The organism is Limnohabitans sp. 2KL-51 (assembly GCF_003063645.1).
Taxonomy (GTDB): domain Bacteria; phylum Pseudomonadota; class Gammaproteobacteria; order Burkholderiales; family Burkholderiaceae_C; genus Limnohabitans_A.
Genome location: NZ_NESJ01000009.1, coordinates 173821 through 196638, shown reverse-complemented (window position 1 = coordinate 196638; position 22818 = coordinate 173821). Strand labels below are relative to the sequence as shown.

The following is a 22818-nucleotide window of genomic DNA, read 5'->3' as shown; positions in this document are numbered from 1 at the left end:
CATTCAAATCATGGCCAAAGCTGCGCACGTCATCCATGACATCTTTGTTGCGATTGACCAGCCAGTTGTAGCCCAACACGGCGGGGACGGCAACGGCCAGGCCGATGGCGGTCATGATCAAGGCCTCACCCACGGGGCCTGCCACCTTGTCGATGGAGGCCTGGCCGGAAATACCAATGGCCGACAGCGCGTGGTAGATGCCCCACACGGTACCAAACAGACCGACGAAGGGAGAAACCGAACCGACGGTGGCCAAAAAGGACAGGCCGCTTTGCATTTCGCGGTTGACCCGGTCAACGGCGCGCTGCATGCTCATGCTGATCCAGTCCGCCAAGGGAATATGGCTCACAAGTCCACCGTGCTTTTTGGTGGCTTCCACGCCAGAAGCAGCAATGAACTGATAAGGACTGTCCTGGGTCAAGGCAGCGGCTCCCTGGGCAACGGTGCCGGCACGCCAGAATTTCTCGGCTGCTTCAAGACCCAAACGGGCCACCTTGCGCTGCTCAAGAACCTTGACAGTCAGGATGTACCAACTGCCCATGCTCATGATGACCAGGATCAACAGCACGCCTTTTGCAACAGAGTCCGAAGATTGCCAGACAGCCGCCATGCCATAGGGGTTGTCGGCGGCGGGCGGTGTTTCAGCCTTTTGTGGTGCCACTTGCGCGGTCTGTGACGCCGCTGTTCCCGGTGCTGCTGCCGGCGCTGTTGCCGGCGCAGCAGATTGGGCGAGCGCATTGGTTGAAATGCCGGCCATTGAAGCAAATACCAATCCGAGTGCCAAGGCCCAGGTGCGTATCCACACGTTAATTTTTGTCTCCATGACGATCTCCTTTTTAATATGAAACTCAAACAAGTTGCTTTTTGAGAGGGTGCCGATGTTTCTTGGGCTGCTGGCAAGTAATGGGTCTCGACGACGGGTGCTGTCAACCATGTTCGGGGCCAATCCACTGTGCAATGGCTGACAAGGGCTTCTTGATGCCGCCGTGAACGGGCACTTGGCAGCCTTGCTTGGGGTAGCCCACCACCAGCAGGATGACCGGCTTTTCCGAGGTCGGGCGTCCGCACAACTTATTCAAGAAGCTCATGGGGTTGGGTGTGTGTGTCAGCGTCGCCAGACCTGAATGGTGTAGCGCGGTGATTAGAAGACCCGATGCAATGCCAACCGATTCGGGTACGTAGTAGTGACTGAATCGCTGGCCATCGGGATGCACACCGTACTTCTGAGCAAAGATAGCGATCAGCACAGGCGCTTCTTCTAGGAAAGGCTTGTTCCAGTCGGTGCCCAGTGGGGCCAGAGCGTCCAACCATTCCTGCGGCGCGCGACTCTCATAAAAACTACGCTCCTCAACTTCCGCTGCCTCACGCACGCGTCGCTTGTGCTCGGGGTCAGTAATGACGCTGAAGAACCACGGTTGTTGGTTCGCTCCAGAAGGTGCAGTTCCGGCTGCCAGCAAGCAAGCCTCGATCACCTCGCGTGGCACCAAGCGTGTGTCGAAGTCGCGAACAGTGCGGCGGCGCAAGAGTTCAGCATGAAAGGCGCGCGCGCGTTCGACCATTTCTGCCTGTGGGTACTCACGGTAATCTGGTAGCGGCTCAAGCACGCAATCTGGTGAGAGCTCGGGGTTTTTCATGGTGTCCTTATTCGATAAAGATCAGAGATCACGAGAGTTTTGTCTCCAGCGTTAAGTGGGGAGTGAGGTGGCCGCTAACCGAATATCTCTTGCCAGAGCATCCACTTGATCTGCTTGTGCATCCCAGGCGAACATGAAGCGAGCCCCACCACCTATAAAGGTATAAAAATGCCAACCACGGGCCCTAAGAAAATCCGAGACAGCTTCGTTCATTCGCAGGAACACCGCATTGGCCTGTACAGGCGACATCACGTTCACCCCTGGAAGATCTTCGATCGCTTGCGCAAAGCGACGTGCACTGGCGTTCGCATGGCGGGCATTGGCTAGCCATGCGCCGGTTTCAAACATGCGGGCCCAAGGTGCGGCGAGGTAACGCATTTTCGAAGCCAACTGTCCGGCCTGTTTACATCTGTAGGCAAAATCAGTTGCCAGTGAGCGATCAAAAAACAAAACGGCTTCGCCCATGGCCATACCATTCTTGGTACCTCCAAAGCACAAGACATCGACGCCGCTTCGCCAAGTCATCTCAGCCGGGCTGCATTTCAAACTCGCACAGGCGTTGGCAAAGCGCGCGCCGTCCATGTGAAGACTCAATCCCAAGCGGCTGCAGGTCTCTGCCAAGGCGCGAGTCTCGTCCAGGGAGTAAACGCGGCCCGTTTCGGTCGGCTGTGTGATCGACACCACGCGTGGTTTCGGAAAATGGATGTCCTTTCGCTGCGTCGCGATGGCTTCAATGGCCTCCGACGTCAGTTTCCCATCGAGCGACTTGGCCACCATGATCTTTGACCCGTTGGAGAAGAACTCCGGCGCGCCACATTCGTCGGTTTCTATGTGAGCGGTATCAGTGCAGATGACGCTATGGTAGGACTGGCAGAGCGAAGCCAATGCGAGTGAGTTGGCAGCAGTGCCATTGAAGACAAAGAAGACCTCGCATTCAGTTTCAAAGAGTTCCCGAAAAGCATCGGCTGAGCGTGACGTCCAAAGATCTTCGCCATAGGGTTGTGCGTGGCCAGTGCGCGCTTCGGCCATGGCTTCCCAAGCCGTTGGGCAAATGCCAGCCAGGTTGTCACTCGAGAATTGTTGTTGCATTCCTGCGCTCCTGAGGCAATTCACTCTTGGTTGTCAGACCAAAGCGCAGGTGGAGCGGCTCGGGGTTGGGGTCATGACCAGCAAAGTCGCGGAAGGCTTGGTCAGCGGGTACCTTGTGGCCGACGCTCAGAATCTTGTCGATCCAGACGCTGGACGTTTGCGCGTCATAAATCCCGCCTGGCGACTGCTCAAAAGTGTGAACGGCATCGGCAGCCATGACGTCTGCCCAAAGATATGAATAAACACCAGCGGCATACGCTCCGATAAAGATATGGAAGTTGTGCGTGACGCGCATGATCAGGTCCCATGCATCGGGCATGCCAAACTCTGCAATCGTGTCGTTCTCGACTTGGACCGCATCGATGGGATGGCCACTTCCATCAGCCATCAGGTGCAGTCGCAAGTCGACGATGGCTGGCAGCAGGTAGTCAGGATTGAGACTGAAGATGCGTTCGTACTGGAGGGCTTCTTCAATTTGCGTCATCAGCTCGGAGGGCATCGGGGCATCGGTCAGGTGGTGACGGGCGAAACGGGCCAGCAACTCTGGATCACGCAGCCAGCGTTCATTGATCAATGCCGGCAACTCGACAAAGTCCCATGTCACATGCTGGCTGCCCAGAGAACGGTAGGAAGCTTTGCAATGCAGCATGTGAAGCGCATGACCAAACTCATGGAAGAAGACGTTGGCGTATTCCCAAGGGAGCAAGACAGGTTGGCCTTCAGGTGGCTGCGGGAATGTGGAGAAGACACCGGAAATAGGCAGCACTCTGCTTCGGAAGTTTTCGGCTTCCCGCAATTGCATTTGGTAAGAGCCATGCGCTTTACCCGGTCGGTTGAACAAGTCGAAGTAGATGACGCCAACCACCTCAGCGGATGCAGGTCGGCTCACCTCATAGACCATCACTGTCGGGTGGATCACAGGTGCGTCGTCAATTTTTTTAAATTCCAATCCGTGGACGCGCCCGGCGGCCCAGAACATGGCCTGCAAAACGCCATCTAGCGTTAAATGCGCCTTGACTTCATCGCTGTCCAGTTTGAAGCGTTCGCGCCGCAGTTTTTCTGCGTAAAACTGGCGGTCCCAGGGTGCCAGACGGATGCCAGCACTTTCACGGTCGGCGATGGCCTGGTAGTCGGCGATCTGCGTCAGCGCCCTTGCTTTGACGCTTTGCCACGTGCGCTCGAGCAAGTCCAGCGCTGTATCGGGCTTGCCTGCCATACGGTCGGCCATCGCGAAATGCGCGTAACTTGCAAAACCAAGAAGGCGGGCCAGTTCGCCGCGCAATTGCAAGATTTCGTTGGCGGTAGGTTTGTTGTCATGCGGGCCCGCGTTGTCACCGCGATTCGTCCACATGCGCCAGACCTGTTCACGCAGATCACGCCTTGTGGACAGCGTGAGGAAAGGCCAGACTGAGCCGCGTGCATTAGGGATGGCCCAAATGCCCGGGCGACCTTTCTCGGAAGCGGCGGTTGCCGCAGCTTGGCGCAAAGCGGGGGGGAGCCCCTGCAGGCCGGTGTCATCTTCAATAAAGACTGCTTGGGCACCCGACTCCTGAATCAGATTTTGGTTGTAACGGGTAGACAGGTTAGCCAGACGAGCATTGATCTCGGCCACGCGGGCCTTGGCCGCAGGCGTAAGCCCTGCACCACGGCGCTGCATCCGGGTGAGCAAAACCTCCACCAGTCTTTGTTGCTCGGCCGACAGGCCCGATGAATGGCGACTGCCCCACACGGCGGTCAGCCTTGTGTACAAATTTTCGTTGTGCGAAATCTCATCGTCCAGTGCTGCCAAAAGAGGGGCGAGGCGCTGTGTCACTGTCGGCATATCTCCCAAGCTCAGGCCGTTGGCATACACCTGAAGTACGCATTGGACTTGGCGCAGTGCAAAACCGCAATCTTCAAGGGCCTCTGCTGTATTCTGAAAAGTAGGCGGTTCGCTGACCGATGCAATGCTTTGCACTTCGGAACGCTTCATTTCAATCGCAGCACAGATGGCCTCTTCAATGTCGGCAGGACTAACATCAGCCAGTGGCGGCAAGCCCCCATAAGGACCCACCCAGGGTAGCAAAAGTGCAGCGGCAGCGTGTTTTGTATGAGCGGGCATGGCAACCTGCGAGTCATTTGAAGGCATCAACGTCTTATTGCTCCACCGTTGCGCCTGACACGCGCACAAGTTCGTCGAATCTGGAGATCTCAGCCTTTAAAAATTGAGCGAAAGCTTCGGGGCTGCTGCCCACGGGCTCAGCACCTTGGTCAAGCAAGATCTTCCTGACATCGGGCGATTGGATGATGGCTACCATTTCCCGGTTGAGACGGCTCACCACGGCCGCTGGTGTCCCGGCTGGAGCATACGCACCAAACCACTGCGTGATGGTCAGGCCGGGCATACCCAGTTCGGCAACGGTGGGCAATTCGGGGTAGACCGGAGATCGCTGTGTGCCCGTGATGAACAAAGCGCGCAAGTTGCCTGCCTTAACATGCGGCGCCATGACGTGGGCACCCGCGAAGGAAGCGTTTATGCGTCCTGCCAGCATGTCCATCATCAACCTATCCTTGTAAGGCACGTGCAGCATCTCGATGCCGGTTAGGCTCTGTAAGCGAGCACCGATAAGGTGCTGCAGCGAACCGTTGCCAGGCGTCCCGTAGCTTAGGCTGCCAGGCTTGGCTCGCGCCAGAGCAACGAACTCCTGCACCGTCTTGGCGGGCACGCTGGGGTGCACCACCATCACCATGGGCAACTGGACAAGCTGGGTGATTGGTGCGAAGTCTCGTTCGGCTTTGTACTTAATGTTTTTGTACAGGTGCTGGTTAATGGCCATGTCGTTTGACGCCGAGATCAGCAAAGTGTAGCCGTCGGCTGCCGCAGTAGCTACCGAACCGGCTCCGATCATGCCAGAAGCGCCGATGCGGTTCTCGACGATCACCGCCTGCCCCAAGCGTTCACCAAGCCTCTGCGCAACCATGCGAGCCACGGGGTCGACACCCGCGCCGGCAGCATAGGGATTGACGATGGTGAGCGTGCGCGATGGGTAGGTTTGAGCCCACGACGTCGCTATGGTGGCCGGGAGCAAAGACAACGCGGCCGAGCGCCGGAGTAATTCGCGGCGAAGTGAGTTCACTGGGGAAAGTGGGAAGGGATTTGATGGCATGATGAATCCTGAGAAAAGAGTCAGTTGCGGTCGCTTCGTGTGAACTCGCGGGAGCCCACGCCGAAGCTAAAGAGAACGCGCACAGCGTAGCCGTTTGCGATGGTGAAACGCAGCTCGCCAGGTGGTGCCGACTGACGTTCTGTGTGTTCGAACAACACGCGAAACACTTGTTCGTCCGCTTTAAGCATATGCACGGCGCGAAAACCCATGCGGTAACCTTGGGGCACATGGCCCATGAGCCCCCCTTCTGTTGCGGAAAGAAGCAACTCTCCGTCGGCTGGGTGTTCAAAGCGCCCCACAAAGGGTGTTAGGTCTAAGGGGTGGTCGGTCTGAAGAGCAGTATCGGCGAGGGCTGCGGCCTCGTGAGTTGTTTGGCCTAGGGCCCGCAAAGTCGCGCTCTCATACCAAGCGGCCCAGTCGCGCGGAGGCAGGTTTAGCAAAACCGAGGCAAGTGCATAGGCCAGCGGGGTGGTCACTGGCGCGGCCGAATTGGCGTACACCGCAATTCCGATGCCGTCGCTAGGCAAGAGCAGGGTCATCGAAGTCGCGCCAAAGATGGCACCCGAGTGGCAAACCAACGGATGACCTTGAAGGTCAGACACCGCCCAGCCCAGACCATAGGAGGCCATGTGTGCATCTGGGCAGAACAGGCTCAGGATGTCAGAACCGGGCCGAGCAACGACCTGTGGCGTGTGAGTTTCGAGTAGCGCCTTACGTTCGACGACCTGAACACCATTGACGAGACCACCACCCAGATGAAGCCGAAGCCACTGCAGGGCGTCTGCTCCAGAAACCACCATCCCCCCAGCGCCTAAGAACTGATCCGTGAACAACGATTCAATCGCCACTGGCCGACCTTGAACATGCGCATGCCAGCCAGCTTGGTCGGCAAGCGCCGAGCGCGCTTCAAATCCCCCAGATGTGTTGTTCATTCCCAAGGGGGAGAGAATGCGCTGACGCAAAGTGGCCAGAAAGCCAAGGCCGGTAATGCGACCAACCGCGACGGCAGCTGCGGTATGACCGGCGTTGACATAGGTGAAGCGACTGCGAAATGGTGCGATGGGTGCGGTGTGGCGAAGGCGCGGAAAAACATATTCGGCGGGGTAGGACGGGGAAAGACCGGCTTCCATCAAGCCCGCACGAGGAAGTCCCAGCCTGTTGCCGCACAGGTCTCGAAACGACGCCTGCTGCGTGACCCAGGGGTCATACAACTCAAACTCAGGCACGTGCCTCACCACAGGATCATCCCAGTTCACCAGCCCGTCGGCAACCAAGGAAGCCACCGTGGCCGAAACAAAGGACTTGCTGCCAGAGCCAATGTCGAAGCCTGTGTTCAGGGTAACCGGGTCGTTAACCCCCACCGACTTGTGGCCCCAGGCCAAGTGATAACAGCGGTCATTGACCACCAGCGCGACCGACGCGCCCGGTACGCGCAACGCTCCCAGGTGCGCGTCGCAGATCCGAGCCAACCGAGGATCCAGCGAGTCAAGTGTACGGGCCTCGGTTCGGTTCATGGCGACGACGTCCAGCCACGGGTTGACCGATCAAACAACTGGGCTGCAGGCTCGCCGCGCACGGCCCAAGGGTCGTCGATGCGGGGAAAGAAGTCTCCGTCGCGCTGGGTATAGGTTAGATGCTCGAAGGCGAGTTGCAGCGCGCCTGGCGTGCTCACGGACCACATCTGCTTTGCTACCGCAGCAAATCCGGCTTCGTAGTGGCTGCTGGACTTGACAACGACGAGGCGCTTGGACGACAGCTCGATCCCCAGCCCAGTGAAGGCATCGGGATCAAAGGTCTGCGCGCGGATCGATATCACCACGATATCGATGCAGCCGGTTCCTTGCCTAGCGCGCAACCATACCGACAGCCCCAAAGAGCGCCGCACGCCTAAGGCGGCTTGGCTGTGCTGAGGTTGAATGGCCATGACCTCCACATGCAGGTCGATGGGTTCTCCCGATGCTGGGCCACTCTTGCCGCCCAAACGAACTGGCAGCATGGCGCCTACACCAGCCTGCTCGCACACACTAGCCACCATCGGATCCCAGAAGCAGCCTATGGCGACGTTTTGGGCATCGCGAGTCAAAAGCGTGCGAAGGAAATAGGTGCTGTCGCCGGCGGCGCCGCCACCTGGGTTGTCGGCATAGTCGGCCAGCACGGTACAGCCTGGCAAGTCGGCAGCCCTGACCAGAGAGGTCTCGATGTCTGGCATGTTCGGCCGCAGGGCGTGCCTAGCAACGTAAAGGCGTCGCGCCATGGTCTTTGCAGCAGTCACGGCCACATCGGGCTGACCGTCGGTGATCACCAGTACACGGGTGCCGACGTCGGCCACATCGGCAAATGGGAATCCGTGCGCAATGCTGGCCGACAACACGCCGGGCAGCGATTCCAAAGCAAGCAGTTCAGTGACGATGCCCTTCATCGGCTCCCTGAAAGTTGGGTAGGTTCCGATCATTCGGGTGTCGACCAGGGCGGCCACTGGCCGAATATGGCCCATCGCCGTGCGACGGCAAAGGTCCAATAATTCTGCAGCACGCTCGCGCATGTCGATGTGGGGATACTCCTTGTAGGCGATGACGATATCGGCTTGGCTCAGCATGGTCGCGCTCAAGTGGCAGTGCAAGTCGAGTTCGACGCCGATGACGACCTGCGGGAACAGCTCTCGGATATAGGTCAGCAAGTCGCCTTCGCAGTCGTCGCAGCCTTCGGCCACCATCGCACCGTGCAAGGCAAGCAACACAATGTCCACCGGTGCCTTCGTCATGGCGTCGCGCAGATCATCGAGGATGCGGTCACGAAGCTGCTCATACACAATGCGGACCGTCTTGCCGGACGGCTGGGAAAAGGCGCAGAGGCTTTCCACGACATCGTCGCCCGCAGATCGTGCGAGTCCGCAGAAAGTGACCATGATCTCTGCGCTAGGGCTGTTGACCTTGCTGGCCGCGTCGCGCACCAATCCAAATTCGGTGAAAGAGCCCAACCCTGTCGGAAAGGGGGCGAAAGTGTTGGTCTCTGTGGCCAAGGCAGCCATGAAAATGCGCATCATTGAACTCCTGGCCACGCATGCGTCATCTCTGGGCCTAGCGCCAGCCGCGCAGGGTCCAAAGCCTTGACCGCCACACCCTCGGCTTGGATGTCGGGGGGCAATGCCCGCCCAGTGATTAAAGCAACTGCTGTTCGGGCCAGAGCCGGCGCAGCCTGGATCCCATAGCCACCTTGCGCGGCCAGCCAGAAGAAGCCCTCAACGCGTGGATCGAATCCAACAACGGGCGTGCGGTCGGCAACGAAGCTCCTTAGCCCCGCCCAACGGTGAACCACCCGTTGAACGCGCATCGTTGTGGCGCGCTCGAAACGGTCTACTGCAATCGCCACGTCAAGTTCCTCAGGCATCGCGTCGCAGGGATCCATCAGGTCTTCATTGGCAGGCGACAGTAGTAACTGGCCAGTTTCGGGCTTGAAGTAGAAGGACTCGTGGGCATCGATCACGGCGGGCCAACGGCGAACGTCGCAGCCGACTGGCGCCGCAACGGTCAACGCTGTTCGGCGCATCGGTTTTAGGCCAATGGCCTTTGCGCCTACCATCGCAGCCACCTGATCGGCCCAAGCGCCCGTAGCATTCACAAGCAGTGGTGCACGGAAAGTACCCACGCGTGATTGCACATGCCACAGACCGCCCTCCCGGCGAATGTCGAGTTCGGCCGCGCCCATGATCAGACGCGCGCCGCTGTGCCGAGCGACTCGCAGGTAAGCTTGCAGCAGCGCGGCAACGTCGATATCGCGGCCCGATGGTCGAGTAACGCGCCTGCTGCCGCTTCTGCGCGCAAGATGGGCACCATCGCCAAAGCGGTGGCGCTGTCCAGCCTCAGCAACGATGCACCGTAACGAGCTTCGGCGTGGATACGGTCGAGTATTTGCAGACTTTCGGTATTGGCGATGACCAGGCTGGCACGCGGGGTCAGCAGCGGGACTTCGGCGAATCCAGCTGGGGGCGCAGCTAAAAAGCTGCGGCTTGTCCTTGTCAGGGCTCGTATCGTTTCATTGCCGTAGCTTTCGATGAACATCGCAGCCGAGCGTCCTGTGGCGTGACGGCCCGGTTGATCCTCGATCTCGAGCAGTGTTACCGTTCGTTTTTCTGCAAGCTCGGCTGCCAGCGAAGCGCCGGCCATTCCAGCCCCGAGGACGATGACATCCGACTGAGAGGTAGTCTCGTTCATAACGACAAATCCAGAAAGTACCTGACGGGCGGAACGACGAGCTCAGGTGTCATACAAACACCGTGACCTTGGCCCGGTAACTCTTTTAACGTCCAGCCCTGCTTTTCAAGCATGGTTCGATTCTCGCGAATGATCGACGCGATACTAATGGGAATGCCGGCCTCTACAAGGTCGCCATCGCCGCCGAAGTAAACCATCTTTGGGACATGAATGCTCGCCACGGACTCTGCTTCGGCCCAGTCCATCATGCTGCTGTAGTAGGCTTCCCACTGACGGTACTGGTCCTTTGAGCGCAACACTTTCAGCGACGAAGGTTCGGGGTCGGACTGCTTCAAGCGCGTGGCCTGCAGGATGGCGTCATAGGGTGCACCCAGCGGCGGCCAACCGCCCAAAACAAGGGCCGTGATTCGTTGAGTCCGGGCAGCCAATTGAAGCCCGACAGCGGCGCCCCAGGAATAGCCCCAGTATGCGAAGCTATCAAAGCCGGCCGCGCTGGCCACACCCAGAAGATCGGCGCACACGCGGTCGGCCGTGAGCGCTTCGGGCGCAATATCAAGGCTGCCTCCAATGCTGGGGTAATCCACGCACAGCACGCGGTAGCGGTCAGTCAGTCTGCTCAGATAGCCATTTAGAACAGGTTCTAGCTCGGATCCGAAGATCGCGCCGAACGAGGCCATCAATGGCAGGGTCACCATCACGGGATGGCCATCAGACGGGCCGTGCACCTCGAAGAAGACACCCGTGTTGAGGTCAAGTGGCATGACCGTCCAGCCAAGTGTCGATGATCTCTTCCAGAACCGGCAGTGTCACCGCGCCAGCTGCCATCAATTGATCATGGTATTGCAGCAGGTTGAACCGCTCGCCCAATCGCGACTGAGCGCGGGTCCGCAACTCTCGGAACTTGAGCCCGCCGAGATGGTAAGCCAGGGCTTGGGCGGGCATGGCAATGTAGCGGTCGACCTCAGCCTCGATGGCGTTACGTGAAAGGCTCAGCCGCTCAACCATGTACTGCACGGCCTGCTCTCGCGTCCATCCCTTCGCATGCAACCCGGTATCCACCACAAGACGGCAGGCGCGCCACATCTCCATGTCCAGTTGGCCGAAGTGCTGGTGCGGCGTCTCGTATAGCCCCAGTTCATGTCCGAGCGTCTCGCAGTACATCGCCCAACCCTCCAGGCAGGCCCCGTACTTGGTGAAGTTAGCCCGCCGAAACATGGGCAACGCAGTCATCTCTTGCATCAACGCGATGTGCATCAAGTGGCCTGGCCAAGCTTCATGCAAGGTGACGCTGACCAAAGAGTAAGTGGGGACTCGGTCGGGTAGACCGTTGATCCAGAATGTTCCGGGGGCTGACCCGTCGGCTGGGTTGGGTTGAGCATAGGCCATGGGCAATTTTTCGGAGGCCGATGCCGGTATGGATTGAACGCCGTAGGTAGATCGGGGCAGGTGACCAAGGATCGAGGGAATCTTGCCGTCAATGCGCTTAGCCAAAGCTTCCACCCGTTCGCGCAACCGCTCAGCTGAGGTTTCACGGAAGCCCGGATCCTCCGCCAGAAAACGCCTGTAACTGTCCAAGTCACCACCAACGCCCGACCGTGCAGCCACCTGGGTCATTTCTTCTTCCAGCCTGCTCACCTGCTCGAGCCCGATGGTGTGAACGGCGTCTGGCGTCATTGGCAAATTGGTGAAGTGGCGCACCCAAAAAGCATAAAACTCGACACCCAGAGGTCCCTCGGTGCATGCCACGCTTTCCCGACCGTTGGGCAGAAGGCGATGCTCTATGTGATCGGCCAAGTTCTGCAATGCTGGTTGGATTTGCTCCGCCACAATACGTGCCGCGTCTTGAGCGAGACCCATCATCGTTGCCTGTGAAGCCATCGGTGAGCGCCCAAAGGGTGCACACCATGCTGTGCGTGATGCATCTCCTTGGGCAGATTGCTTCAGATTTGCTGCTGCTGCTGCGAGTACTACTTTGGGTGCTCGGATGCCAAGCGCCACACCCTCGTCGAGGCAAGCCTGAACATCGCGGAAATAGTCCGACAGTGTTGCCAGGCGCGCCAAGTAAAGCTTCGCCTGTGCCACGTCGCCAAGGTGGGTCAGGTTGGCAAAGTATTGCGTGTTGAACTCCGGACCCGCAGGCAGCAGCCAAGGGCGTAGGTGCGAGCCGGTGGCGAACAGGTCCTGCAGGTCGGTGAGTTCTCGCTCCAGCAGTCGATAAGTAATGCGGTCTTTCTGTGAAAGACTCGCTAATGAAATGTTTCCAAGTTCAGCATGAAATATTCGTGCAACATCGGCTCTGCGCGCAAAGTCACTTGGAGCCTCTCTAAAAAGAGTGGGCTCATCAAGTGGTTCCCCAGCTGTCAAAGCGTTCAATGGGAATTCGTAACGCAGGAACTGCCAGTAGCGTGATGACAATTCATTCAGCGCCAGGCCCGCCTCACCAATTGCTTCAATAGCAGTGACTTCTTCAGCCATGATTTGGTGCCTTCCAAACTTGCTTTGCCAGACGCAAGAGGTTGCCACCAAGCAATGCCGTAAGGTCAGCATCCGAATAGCCCCAGCATTGCAATGTGACCACGATTTCTTCCAGTTGCTCGGGGGGTACAAATCGGGCCCCCAATTCATAACCAAGCCCTGGCGGGAAAGTGCCCTTCATCTTTTCGACATGCTCCTCTAGTTCCCTCAAGTCAAACACATAGTCCAGTGCGATGGACACATGGGCTGGCCCCACCAACTGCACCACGTGATCCACGTGCCGCGCGTAGGTTTCGCTTGATATATCGTTTTTTCCCAGAAAGATTCCCACGCCGTTAATGCCAACGACCCCCCCTGTGGCTGCACAGGCTCGGATCAATTCGTCAGGGATGTTGCGAGGGTGTGGATGCAGCGCTGCGCAATTGCTGTGGGAGAAAATCAAGGGTTGCGTCGCCATGGCAAGAACCTCGCGCACCGTGCGGTGGCCAGTGTGGCTGAGGCACAAAAGCATGCCCACCCTTTCCATTTCTTTGACCATGGCGCGCCCGAAGCTGGTCAGGCCACCATCTTCATCTTGGCAACCACCTCCCGCTCGGTTGGAGGTGTTATAGGCCATGAGCATCCAGCGTACACCCAAGTCGTAGTAAAGCTGAATGAGGCTGAGTTGATCGCCGACAGCATTGGCACCCTCGATGTCGAAACCCACGGCAAGGCGTCCTGTGCTACGTGCGCGTTCGATGTCATCAGCTTGCAGTAATAGGAGGTACTCTTTCGGCCGAGCCATCAGCCAATGGCGTAGCGCTGCGATCATGCGCAGGTGCTCTTCGGGCCCTTGTTCCCCGAAGCCAATGTTCACAGTGATGGCGTCAAAGCCTGCCGCCTTGTGCCGCGCCAGTTGGGGCAAAAAGGCGGGGTCGTTCGGTCGCAGTGGAAAGCAGGCATGGTGATCCCAAACGGGAACGGCATCGATCAGCTTGCGTGCAGTGGAGGGAGTAGCTTCAATCATGAGCAATTTTGTAACCAGAGTTCGACCTTACGACAAGTGGGTGGCGATCTGTTAGGCTTCAGAAAAGAATTTTTAGGAGACTCGACCGTATGCAGCTAAAAGGCGAAGGGACGTCGGTTCTGCCCTCGGCACTCGATTTCGACAGCGAGTGGCACCGCGCCGCTCAGGAAGATGGGCGCACCCAGCGCATTTCACGCAACGTCGTTCGCACCATTTACGAGCCTCCCCATGGTAGGGGCATCACCGACACGGTGCGTCTGGGGCCTGACGCCTTGGTCAATGTGATCAATTGCGTGGTGCCGCGTGCCGCTCACTGGACCTATGTCGATACGGAGCCCCTGATCACTCTGCGCGCATCTCTGGCCTGTGACGTGGAATTTCGCTATGGGGCCGGGCCGGCGCTGGTCTTCGACCGGCCCGAGCTGACATTGACCTGCATTCCATCACTTCTACCTCTGAGCGCACACATTGTGGCGGGCGCCCGACAGCAAGGAATTGTGGCGGTGTTCAAAGCCCGCAGCTTTGCCTCCAGATTCGGTTTGTTGCCCGAAGACTTGCCGCCTGAAATTCGCTCAGCCGTGAAAGGAGAAGCTCAGATGGGGCGCATCGCCTCTTTTCCCATTGACCATCGGGTGACCGCATTGGTGGGTGACACGCTCGATAGCCGGCTGCATGGGGAACTGCGAACTGTGCAACTGGCTGGCCGCATGGCCGAACTTGTGGCCTATGCCCTGGATGCCATGCTCTACCAACATGAGGTTCGCTCCGTCACTTTGCCTCGCCGCCGCGACCTGGACCTTGCGCGTGCTGCACAAGCCTTGCTGGATCGAGACTACAGACGACCGACCAACTTCGCAGATCTGGCGCGCGAGATTGGCACCAGTCAAAACAAACTGAAGGCTGTTTTCAAACAAACTTTTGGACTCACCATGGCCGACTACTGTCTGGAGCGCCGTGTGCGTGAGGCCCAGCAATTGCTGATGGAAGCGACCCTCACAATAGCCCAGGTCGCTGAGCGAGTCGGCTATGAACACCAGAGCAGCTTCGCTGCGGCTTTTAAAAACCAGGTGGGCATGTCGCCACGGGAGTATCGGTGTCACCGCGCACCCTTTAATCTGGAATTTCCTGCATAGCGTCAAAACTTTCGGATGGTCGGATCGCCTAAATTTTCGGTGCAAAGGCTCACACATGCTGTTGCGGACAGACTTATTGTCACCTTAGACCAACTAATGGAGACTTCAAAATGCCCCAATCCTTTCGCCTCAGTGTCATGATGCTGTCCCTTGCTACCGCTTGGCCCGTGTTGGCCCAGCAAGCGCCCGCAACCCCGCCTGCATCCGAAGACGAGTTGCAGCGCGTGGTGGTCACTTCCAACAAGCGCCTTGAAACGCAACGCGAAGTGGCTGGCACTGTGTCGGTGATTTCTGGCATTGATCTGGAGCGTCGTGGTGCTCGTGATCAGGAAGACTTTCTTAAACTGACCCCCGGCGTGCAACTCAATCGCGGAGACCCCAACAACAACGGCGTCACCATCCGCGGCTTGAGCAGTCAGGCATCACCTGAGAGCGGTGGTGCGCAACAAAATCCCAGCGGTCGCTACCTAGAGGACGTGCCCTTGGCTTCCCCAATTGGCAAGGGGTTGGTGGCTGATATCTTGCCTTTTGACCTGGACCGCATCGAAGTGCTTCGAGGTCCCCAGGGTGCGCTGTTCGGCTCTGGCTCGCTTGGGGGTGCTTTGCGTTATGTGTTGGCCAAGCCCGATCTGAAGTCCTTCGGAGCAACAGCGCAGGTGGGACTGAGCAGCGTTTCGCAGGGTAAGACAGCGCCTTCACTTTACGGCATGATCAATGTGCCTCTGGGTGAAACGGCCGCCTTGCGTGTGGTGGCCTTCGATAGAACCTCCCCCGGTTTCATCGACAACAAGGGCACCAACACCCGAGATGCCAACAAAGTTACCCAGACCGGCGGGCGGGTTCTGCTGACCGTCAAGCCCACCCGCGAATTGACGGCAACCCTTGTTACCAGTACCCAGAAGACCCAGCAAGAGGACTTCAGCTATGTCTACGGCGATCCGAAAAAACTGGAGCATGACAACCCCACCCTGGGCCGCGGTACCTCGCAGTTTGACTTTTCTAGCCTCACGGTCGATTACGACTTGGGCAGCACGATTCTGACCTCCATCACCGGCAATTGGAAGACAAAGTCCAATGGCGTTGGGGATGACACTCGCTTGTTTGGAACGTTGGGAATGGCACTGCCGCTGGTGGCTCGGGTTAGCGCGGGCACCAGCGAATCACAATCCCAAGAGTTGCGCATTGCAAGCAAGCCCGGGGGGAACTTCAGCTGGGTGGCTGGCATGTTCTACCAAACCAACAAGGGCAACGGCAGCGGCAAGCAAAGTGATCCCTCAGGTGCATTCGGCGTGGTTGATTTGGTGGACTTGATGACCAAGCAAAATGCCAGCGAGAGAGCCTTTTTCTTCGACACTGAGTACAGTCTAGGCGGCGGCTGGAGTGCTGGCTTGGGCGCACGCACCTACAAGACCAAGACATCTTTCCAGCAAACCGGCACTGTCTTCGGCGGCCCGAGCAATTCCCCAGTTTTGGCTGGTGGCGACGAAGGCACCACACCCAAGGTCAGCGTCAAGTACCGATTCGATCAAAACATGTGGTACGCCCTGGCTAGCAAGGGGTACCGCTATGGTGGTGTCAATGAGGGACCGCCTCCCACGCCATTCAAGTCCGACAGTCTGTGGAACTATGAGACGGGTGTGCGACTGGTCCCAGCGCCTGGGGTTCAATTGGATCTGTCAGCTTTCCTCTTGGATTGGACCAATGCTCAGTTCACATACTTTGCAATGAATGGGTCACTGCCATTCGCTGGCATCGGCAACGTCGGCAAAGCGCGCAGCACCGGTCTGGAAGCAGCTCTGCGTTGGAAAGTCACCCCAGTCTTTGACGTAGCAGCCTCACTGGCCAGCATCGACGCGAAGACCACACAGAACGTACAAACTTTGGCTGGTCGCGCACCTGTGACGATCGCTTCTGGTACGCAGCTTCCCGGTACCGCCAAAATGCAAACGGCACTTCAGGGCAACTATCGTTTCAGCGGTCCTCTGGGCTCAGCAGGACGATTCAATGTCACCCATACACACGTGGGTGATCGGATGATTGATCTCACAGGCTTTTACAAGGCGCCGGCTTATCACGCCTTGGATTTGGGTGTGAGCTTCAACAAGGGCAATTGGCTATTGGCGGCAGGCCTGACCAACGCTACCGATCAGCGCGGTATCATGAACATCCAAGGCACGCCAGATGGCAATAAAACCTTCCAGCAGTACTATCTGCAGCGCCCACGTACCCTGGACCTCTCGGTTCGATACGACTTTTAAGGACCAATGAACCCGAGCGCTGAGCAAGACTCCAAACTGGTTCCAGCGCCTGACACCCCAGCCAGTTGGCGCACGCTGGCTGGTGCTGGGGTGCTGGCTTTGTTTGGTGTGTCGGCCTTGTATGGCAGCACTTTTGGTCTTTTCCTGCTTCCACTGCAACAAGGTCTGGGATGGAGCCGAGGCGAGATTGCCTTCTCCCTCACTCTGTCAACCTTGTTCACCCCTCTTGTGGCTCCGCTGACAGGATGGGTGATTGACAAATTTCCGTTGCGCCCGCTTATCTTGTCCGGCGTCGTGCTGCAATCAGCCAACTTTGCTGCGTTTTCATTCATGGACGGTAGCGTCTGGTTCTACTATGGCTTGTGCTTGTTGTTGATGATCACAGCCGCGGGCGCATCGCTGTTGAGCCTGGCCAAGTTGGTGCAGGGTTGGTTCGATAAGTCGATGGGCCGGGCACTTGGAATTTTGTTTGCCTGTGGGGCCGTTGGTGCCATCATCCATCCGCTTTGGACGCAGGCGGTCATCACCCATTTTGGTTGGCGACAGGCGTTCCTTGTCATGAGTGCGCTCAGCCTTCTGATGTGCGGCGTGGCAGCCTTGCTGCTGGTGCGAGAGAGAGTTTCAAGAAGCCCAAGCACTCCTGCCAATGTGCCAGGTGATAAAAGCGCTGTCTCTCCAGCAGTCTCTCCGAATGTCAGCGGGCCTCAATCGATGGCCGCTTTTCTGCGCGACTCGATCTGGTGGAAGCTGGCACTTTTCAATATGTTTTTTGCGTTGGGTGTGGGTGCCATTTTTATGCACTTCGCGGCACTGCTGCAAGACCGTGGTGCGACCCCGGGTCAGGCCGCTATGGCAATGAGCTTGGTGGGGCTGGGGGGGCTCTTGGGTAATGTCTTGGCGGGCTGGTTGGTTGACCGTATGCCTGCAGCACGCCTGGCCGTGATCGTGATGGTCGCACCCATGTTGGCCACATTGATCATCTACGCTGGTGGCGGGCTCTGGGTCAGTATTGCTGCCGCGGGTTTGCTGGGCCTGTGTTCAGGCGGAGACAACAGCTTGAGTATTCTGCTGGCGCGGCGCTACTTCAGTGTCGAAACTTTCGGTCGTGCCAGCGCCACTCAGATGGTCGCTATGGCGGCGGGTGGTGGCGTATCGCCCTGGATAGCTGGCCTGGTACATGACCGCACTGGCAACTATGACCTGGCCCTCTTGATGGCTGCAGCCTGCATGGGGGGGGCCGCTTTGGCGGCGGCGTGGTTGCCTGAATTCAGACCGGGTGACGACAGTACCGCTCAGCGTTTAGGTGCAGGGGGTTGATGCTGTGCGGCGTATACGAGATGTCCTTTTGACTTTGCTAAGCCACGACTGTGCTGGTTTGGTGATTGCGGCGGCAGTGACTGCTTTTTTCTGGGCCTTAAGTTGGGCTGTGCCAGAAGACTTGCGCATGGGCTTGAAGGCACTGGGCTGTGGAGTTGGGCTGATTTTGGCTGTGGCGTCGCTTCGGCATATCTGGAACCTGGCGAAGGTACGCCGTCAAGTGCCACCACCAGGCCAAATGGTGGACATGGGTGGTTACAGCATTCATCTTCTGGCCGAAGGCTGTACCCATTCTGGTAGCCCTGCAGTGGTCTGGTTTGCTGGTGGCCATGCTGGTGGTTTCGCCATGCATCATCTGCACCGTGCATTTCGCAGCCATACCCGGTCCATTCTCATCGACCGACCGGGCACGGGTTGGAGTGACGCAGGCCCCTTTCCACGCACTACAGCTCGAGAGGCCGAAGAGATGGTCCTGGCCCTGGAGCGAGCAGGTGAGAAAGGTCCCTTCGTTTTGGCAGGTCACTCCTTTGGTGGTTTGTTGGTGGCCAACATGGCGCGTCGTCGGCCAGACTTGGTGCACACAGTGGTACTGATGGACCCGACGCCTTTGGAGACCATCGTTTTTGGCCCGCGACTGAGCGCCTTGACAGAGATGCGACGTTCAGCCTGGTTGGGCGGCTTCATGCAGCTGTTCGGCCTCAACATGGCCATTCGGGCTGAGGCCAAGGCGCGCCAGATTCCCGCTTATGCCAAAGCCATGGATGCCGCACGCACTGTACTGGGGCCCGAGGTGGCTGCCGTTCGTGCAGTGGAGTTCAATGCCGCTGCTTTCTTCACTCAGGCATCCATTTACAGCGAGCTGTGCCCTGAGGGCGTGGCTGCGGTGGCTTGGGATACTGTGGTCTATGACCGCGATCTGGGTGACTTGCCCGTGTGGTTGGTTGGCCCTCGCGACGACAATGACAGCGACATCGCCTTGCTGCCGGAAGCACAGCAAGGTGGTGACACCAACGCGAAACGGATGTTCCGCTTCTTTGCCGCAACGCGCGAGCGCTACTTGGCCACATCCACCCGCTCGCAACGTGTCGTCGCGCCCGCAGGTTCGGGCCACAACTTCATCTATGAAGAAGCGGATTGGACAATTGGTGTGATGCGCGAGGTGATAACTGGGCGTAGAAACACACAGTGAACCCCAAAATTTAGGGTTGTAGCGCTGCGCCAGCGTGTTTCAGCCAATTTGTCAGGTATTGCGCTTGTGGACGCTCGACCAACAGCCACAGCCGATCAGGCATGTGACGAATCAGTATGACCGCGATATCGGCCAACCGAACTCGCACGGCTGAGCCCGGTGTGCACGGAAGCGAGCGGCTGTCGACCAGTCGCAGCAACAGATCATCCAATTGCTGCCCTTGCAGTTCAAGGGCGAGAACACCATCCGATTGGTCCACTGCACAGGCGAGCGGATTGTCTGCCAGTGCCGTCTTGACAGCGTTGGTTTGCGTTGGGTTGTTGGCTAGCAGGATCACTTCGCTTGGGCTAAGCCATAGCGCCCAAGGGCTCTGCCCGATTACTTGTCCAGGACAGGGCACACCAGACAGCCCGGCGGCTTTCAGAGCCATCGATAAGCTGTCGCCAGCATCAGGCAAGTGCCGCAGTGAGATCACCAGCAAAGGATCGATACTGAGCACGGTCACTGGGCCCGCATTGAAATCAGTGGTGGCCATGCAAGCGCTCCCCTTGTGGGTCGAGAAAGGGCGTAGTGACCACCTCAGCATCGATAGCCGTACCCAGATGGTATGCAGTGATGCGCGCGCCCATTTGTGTGCGTCCTTCTTGAAGCATGGCCAGAGACACCGGGTGTCCGAGGTTGGGGCTGTTGTAGCTGCTGGTGACGAAGCCTTGAATAAGCCCGGGCGGACCCGGCGGCGTCACGATGTGCGCACCCACTGGCAAGCGTGTTTTTCGGTCTACCGGAATCAAGCCGACTAACTGCATGCGTTGGGTATCCATAGACGCTCGTCTAAGCAGTGAGCGGCGGCCGACGAAGTTGGCGGCCTTCTTTGCAATACCACGATCCATGCCAATGTCTCCAGGCAATGTTGTACCGTCGGTGTCGCCGCCCACGTGCAGAAAACCTTTTTCGGTGCGCATCACCATCAACGCTTCAATACCGTATGGCACAACGCCAAGGTCATGCCCGAGATCCCAAAGACGCTCGATGAGCGACGAGGTTTCTTGTGACGGCAGATTGATCTCGTACCCAAGTTCGCCGTTGAAGCTGGCGCGAAGTACACGCATGCAAATGCCTGCATGATCAGTTTTTCGAATCGTCATGTGCTTCATCGTTTCGGGTGCGAGGGAGCGATCGAAACCAGCCTTTTCAAGTAGCGCCCAAGCTTTGGGACCACTCACGGTGATGTTGCCCCAAGCTGAAGTCACTGGCGTCACCAGCACGCGGTGGTTGACGTACTCGCACTGCAGCCACTCCTCGAAGGCCAGCGCTACGCGATCCACACCGCCCGATGTGGTGTTCACCCAGAAGTGGTCCAGTGCCAGTCGCGCAACGATACCGTCGTCGAATACCACGCCGTTCTCGTTGATCAAGATGCCGTAGCGCGCGCCCCCCACTGGCAGAGTGGACATGGTTCCGACGTACATTAAATCTAGGAAGTCAGCAGCATCTGGTCCGAAAACTTCAATTTTGCCCAGTGGCGAACCTTCGAAAAGCCCCACTGTTTGTCGCACCCGAAGGGCTTCGCGCTGCGCCGCCTGATCTAGGCTTTCACCTTGGCGCGGATAAGCTGCCGGCCGCAGCCAGCCTCCAAAGTCCTCGAACAGGCCACCCCGCTCGGTGTGCCAGTCATGTCCCGGCATGCGCTTGAGCGGTTTGATGCGCTCGCCGCTACGCCCCGCTGCGATGGCGTTGATCGTCACCGGTTTAAACGGTGGGCGGAATTTGGTTGTGCCAACTTGCGGCGGTGTGCGCTGTGTGAGTGCGCCCATCAGAACGATGGCATTGACATTGCTGGTCTTGCCCTGGTCGGTGGCCATGCCCATGGTGGTGTAACGCTTGAGGTGTTCAACCGAGCGAAAATTCTCTTGCGCGGCCAGCACCACATCACTGGCAGCGACATCGTTTTGCAAATCGACGAAGATCTTTCCGGGCGTTTTACCCAAAGCTGAAAGAGCGATGGACGTCGGTCGGTTATCGGCAGGTACCCAACCAACATCGAGGTTGCCAGCACAGGCGCCGACCACGGTGATGCCCGGCAGATCTTTGCTCGGTACGAACATGGAGGACCTCTGGTCCCATTGCAAACTTCCACCAGCCATTGAGTAAAGATTCACTGCCGGTGTCCAGCCACCGGCAACGGCGATGCAATCGACCAGGATCTCGTGGCGTTGACGGCCGTCATGGCTGATCACCGTCACGCCATTCACCTCGCGCCTTCCCATGACCGAGACGATGGCGCTGGAGCGATAAACCGGCACACCCGTTGGTGCTTGTGCTGCAGTTTCATCTCGATGATCAACGATGGCGGCCACCTCAATACCTGCCGCCAGCAATGAATGTGCTACGCCATAGGCGCTGTCACAAGCTGCAGTCAAAACCACCCGCCGCCCGCATGCGACGCCATACAGCTCAGCATAGCGCTGTACGGCACTGGCCAGCATCACGCCCGGTCGATCATTGTCTGGGAACAGCATGGGTCGTTCAAAAGCGCCGCAGGCCAGAACAATTTGTTCAGCACGCATCTTCCAAAGACGCTCACGGGTTGGACCGTTTTCGCCCAAGACCTGAACAGCAGCAACGAACTGATGGTCATAAAGGCCAATGACTGTGCACGAGGTCACCACGCGAACGCCAGCCTTTTCAGCCTGCGTCCTCAGTGTCGTCACTTGGGCGCGTGCGGCTTCACCCTGGGCGGCGGTCCAGCCACCAAGTTGTGGCTGGCCCTCCATCAGCAATACTTCGTGGCCAGCATGTGCAGCTTGGAGGGCTACTTGCATGCCCGCCACGCCGCCACCGACCACCAAGGTGTGAACGTGTACCGAGAGTTCGTCATAGCCATCAGGATCGGGACCGGTATGCGGCTCAGCGGCATGACCGAGGCCGGCCGCGCGGCGAATCGCTGGCTCGAACCAGCGCCATGCAGGCCACATGAAAGTCTTGTAATAAAAGCCTGCCGGCAACAACGCTGAGAAGTAGTTGTTGATCGCCAAAAGATCAAATTTCAAGCTAGGCCAGGCATTGCCAGGACGCGCTACCAGCCCCTCATACAAGTTGATGTCAGTGGCCCGCGTATTGGGTGTTCGCCGAGAATCGTCGCCAATTTCGAGTAAGCCGTTAGGCTCCTCCATGCCGCAAGAAAAAATACCACGGGGTCTGTGCAACTTGAAGCTGCGGGCCACATGCATTGAACCGGTAGCCAACAGCGCCGAGGCCAGCGTATCGCCAGAGAAGCCTTGGAGTGCTCGTCCGTCAAAGTTGAAGTTCAACTTTTGCGAGTGGTCAATCCAGGCACCGGCCAAGCCAGACAAGCGATAA

Annotated in this window: 16 protein-coding genes and 1 pseudogene; 4 read left to right on the top strand and 13 right to left on the bottom strand. The window is 58.3% G+C overall.

Translation table 11 applies throughout. The features are described from left to right. The 11 genes and pseudogenes from B9Z49_RS11720 to B9Z49_RS11670 form a co-directional block, all read right to left on the bottom strand. Nucleotides 1-823 (bottom strand): MotA/TolQ/ExbB proton channel family protein (locus tag B9Z49_RS11720; protein WP_108353619.1); only part of this gene is annotated, 823 nt, incomplete at its 3' end. A 103-nt stretch (nucleotides 824-926) separates the two neighbouring features. Beyond that, the gene (locus tag B9Z49_RS11715) at nucleotides 927-1634 is read right to left on the bottom strand and encodes a nitroreductase family protein (protein ID WP_108353618.1); all 708 of its coding nucleotides are present in this window, start codon (nucleotides 1632-1634) and stop codon (nucleotides 927-929) included. A 51-nt stretch (nucleotides 1635-1685) separates the two neighbouring features. Next, entirely contained in the window at nucleotides 1686-2723 is a 1038-nt protein-coding gene (locus tag B9Z49_RS11710; protein WP_108353617.1) for a low specificity L-threonine aldolase, read from the bottom strand. Then, nucleotides 2701-4824, bottom strand: coding sequence for a M3 family metallopeptidase (locus B9Z49_RS11705; protein WP_158273487.1), 2124 nt, complete (start codon nucleotides 4822-4824; stop codon nucleotides 2701-2703). The genes B9Z49_RS11710 and B9Z49_RS11705 overlap by 23 nt, the downstream gene beginning before the upstream one ends. A 34-nt stretch (nucleotides 4825-4858) precedes the next feature. Then, nucleotides 4859-5839 (bottom strand): tripartite tricarboxylate transporter substrate binding protein, encoded by a 981-nt coding sequence (locus B9Z49_RS11700; RefSeq protein ID WP_158273486.1) that lies wholly within the window; start codon nucleotides 5837-5839, stop codon nucleotides 4859-4861. Nucleotides 5840-5889: 50 nt separating this feature from the next. Further along, nucleotides 5890-7383, bottom strand: a complete 1494-nt coding sequence (locus B9Z49_RS11695) for a serine hydrolase (protein ID WP_108353614.1) — start codon at nucleotides 7381-7383, stop codon at nucleotides 5890-5892. Beyond that, nucleotides 7380-8909, bottom strand: coding sequence for a M81 family metallopeptidase (locus B9Z49_RS11690; protein ID WP_158273485.1), 1530 nt, complete (start codon nucleotides 8907-8909; stop codon nucleotides 7380-7382). Before B9Z49_RS11690 ends, B9Z49_RS11695 begins: the two co-directional genes overlap by 4 nt. After that, nucleotides 8909-10032: pseudogene (locus tag B9Z49_RS11685) on the bottom strand (NAD(P)/FAD-dependent oxidoreductase). The gene B9Z49_RS11690 and the pseudogene B9Z49_RS11685 overlap by 1 nt, the downstream one beginning before the upstream one ends. A 44-nt stretch (nucleotides 10033-10076) precedes the next feature. Further along, the gene (locus B9Z49_RS11680; RefSeq protein WP_108353612.1) at nucleotides 10077-10841 is read right to left on the bottom strand and encodes an alpha/beta fold hydrolase; all 765 of its coding nucleotides are present in this window, start codon (nucleotides 10839-10841) and stop codon (nucleotides 10077-10079) included. Continuing rightward, nucleotides 10831-12555 (bottom strand): DUF885 family protein, encoded by a 1725-nt coding sequence (locus B9Z49_RS11675; RefSeq protein WP_158273484.1) that lies wholly within the window; start codon nucleotides 12553-12555, stop codon nucleotides 10831-10833. Before B9Z49_RS11675 ends, B9Z49_RS11680 begins: the two co-directional genes overlap by 11 nt. Then, nucleotides 12548-13561 (bottom strand): dipeptidase, encoded by a 1014-nt coding sequence (locus B9Z49_RS11670; RefSeq protein ID WP_108353610.1) that lies wholly within the window; start codon nucleotides 13559-13561, stop codon nucleotides 12548-12550. Before B9Z49_RS11670 ends, B9Z49_RS11675 begins: the two co-directional genes overlap by 8 nt. Before the next feature lie 89 nt (nucleotides 13562-13650). Here B9Z49_RS11670 and B9Z49_RS11665 point away from each other — a divergent pair, with 89 nt between their 5' ends. The 4 genes from B9Z49_RS11665 to B9Z49_RS11650 all read left to right on the top strand — a co-directional run bounded on the left by B9Z49_RS11665 (nucleotide 13651) and on the right by B9Z49_RS11650 (nucleotide 19458). Further along, entirely contained in the window at nucleotides 13651-14694 is a 1044-nt protein-coding gene (locus tag B9Z49_RS11665) for an AraC family transcriptional regulator (RefSeq protein WP_108353609.1), read from the top strand. 110 nt (nucleotides 14695-14804) lie between these two features. Then, entirely contained in the window at nucleotides 14805-16952 is a 2148-nt protein-coding gene (locus tag B9Z49_RS11660; protein ID WP_108353608.1) for a TonB-dependent receptor, read from the top strand. Nucleotides 16953-16958: 6 nt separating this feature from the next. Further along, nucleotides 16959-18269 (top strand): MFS transporter, encoded by a 1311-nt coding sequence (locus tag B9Z49_RS11655; protein ID WP_108353607.1) that lies wholly within the window; start codon nucleotides 16959-16961, stop codon nucleotides 18267-18269. Between the two features lie 28 nt (nucleotides 18270-18297). After that, nucleotides 18298-19458, top strand: a complete 1161-nt coding sequence (locus tag B9Z49_RS11650; RefSeq protein WP_146188519.1) for an alpha/beta fold hydrolase — start codon at nucleotides 18298-18300, stop codon at nucleotides 19456-19458. 10 nt (nucleotides 19459-19468) lie between these two features. On the opposite strand, the gene B9Z49_RS11645 is transcribed toward B9Z49_RS11650, so the two are convergent. Further along, nucleotides 19469-19993 carry a sarcosine oxidase subunit gamma family protein gene (locus B9Z49_RS11645; protein ID WP_158273483.1) on the bottom strand — a complete coding sequence of 175 codons (525 nt, stop codon included), beginning with the start codon at nucleotides 19991-19993 and terminating at the stop codon, nucleotides 19469-19471. Then, on the bottom strand, nucleotides 19980-22802 hold the full coding sequence (locus B9Z49_RS11640; protein WP_158273482.1) for a 2Fe-2S iron-sulfur cluster-binding protein: 2823 nt from the start codon (nucleotides 22800-22802) through the stop codon (nucleotides 19980-19982). The genes B9Z49_RS11645 and B9Z49_RS11640 overlap by 14 nt, the downstream gene beginning before the upstream one ends. Nucleotides 22803-22818 lie beyond the last annotated feature (16 nt).

Excerpts from the sequence above, each read along its gene's own strand:
- B9Z49_RS11695 (WP_108353614.1), bottom strand. The coding sequence starts at position 7,383 with ATGAACCGAACCGAGGCCCGTACACTTGACTCGCTGGATCCTCGGTTG.
- B9Z49_RS11680 (WP_108353612.1), bottom strand. The coding sequence starts at position 10,841 with ATGCCACTTGACCTCAACACGGGTGTCTTCTTCGAGGTGCACGGCCCG.
- B9Z49_RS11645 (WP_158273483.1), bottom strand. The coding sequence starts at position 19,993 with ATGGCCACCACTGATTTCAATGCGGGCCCAGTGACCGTGCTCAGTATC.
- B9Z49_RS11710 (WP_108353617.1), bottom strand. The coding sequence starts at position 2,723 with ATGCAACAACAATTCTCGAGTGACAACCTGGCTGGCATTTGCCCAACG.
- B9Z49_RS11655 (WP_108353607.1), top strand. The coding sequence starts at position 16,959 with ATGAACCCGAGCGCTGAGCAAGACTCCAAACTGGTTCCAGCGCCTGAC.
- B9Z49_RS11670 (WP_108353610.1), bottom strand. The coding sequence starts at position 13,561 with ATGATTGAAGCTACTCCCTCCACTGCACGCAAGCTGATCGATGCCGTT.
- B9Z49_RS11690 (WP_158273485.1), bottom strand. The coding sequence starts at position 8,909 with ATGCGCATTTTCATGGCTGCCTTGGCCACAGAGACCAACACTTTCGCC.
- B9Z49_RS11715 (WP_108353618.1), bottom strand. The coding sequence starts at position 1,634 with ATGAAAAACCCCGAGCTCTCACCAGATTGCGTGCTTGAGCCGCTACCA.
- B9Z49_RS11705 (WP_158273487.1), bottom strand. The coding sequence starts at position 4,824 with ATGCCCGCTCATACAAAACACGCTGCCGCTGCACTTTTGCTACCCTGG.
- B9Z49_RS11660 (WP_108353608.1), top strand. The coding sequence starts at position 14,805 with ATGCCCCAATCCTTTCGCCTCAGTGTCATGATGCTGTCCCTTGCTACC.
- B9Z49_RS11665 (WP_108353609.1), top strand. The coding sequence starts at position 13,651 with ATGCAGCTAAAAGGCGAAGGGACGTCGGTTCTGCCCTCGGCACTCGAT.
- B9Z49_RS11675 (WP_158273484.1), bottom strand. The coding sequence starts at position 12,555 with ATGGCTGAAGAAGTCACTGCTATTGAAGCAATTGGTGAGGCGGGCCTG.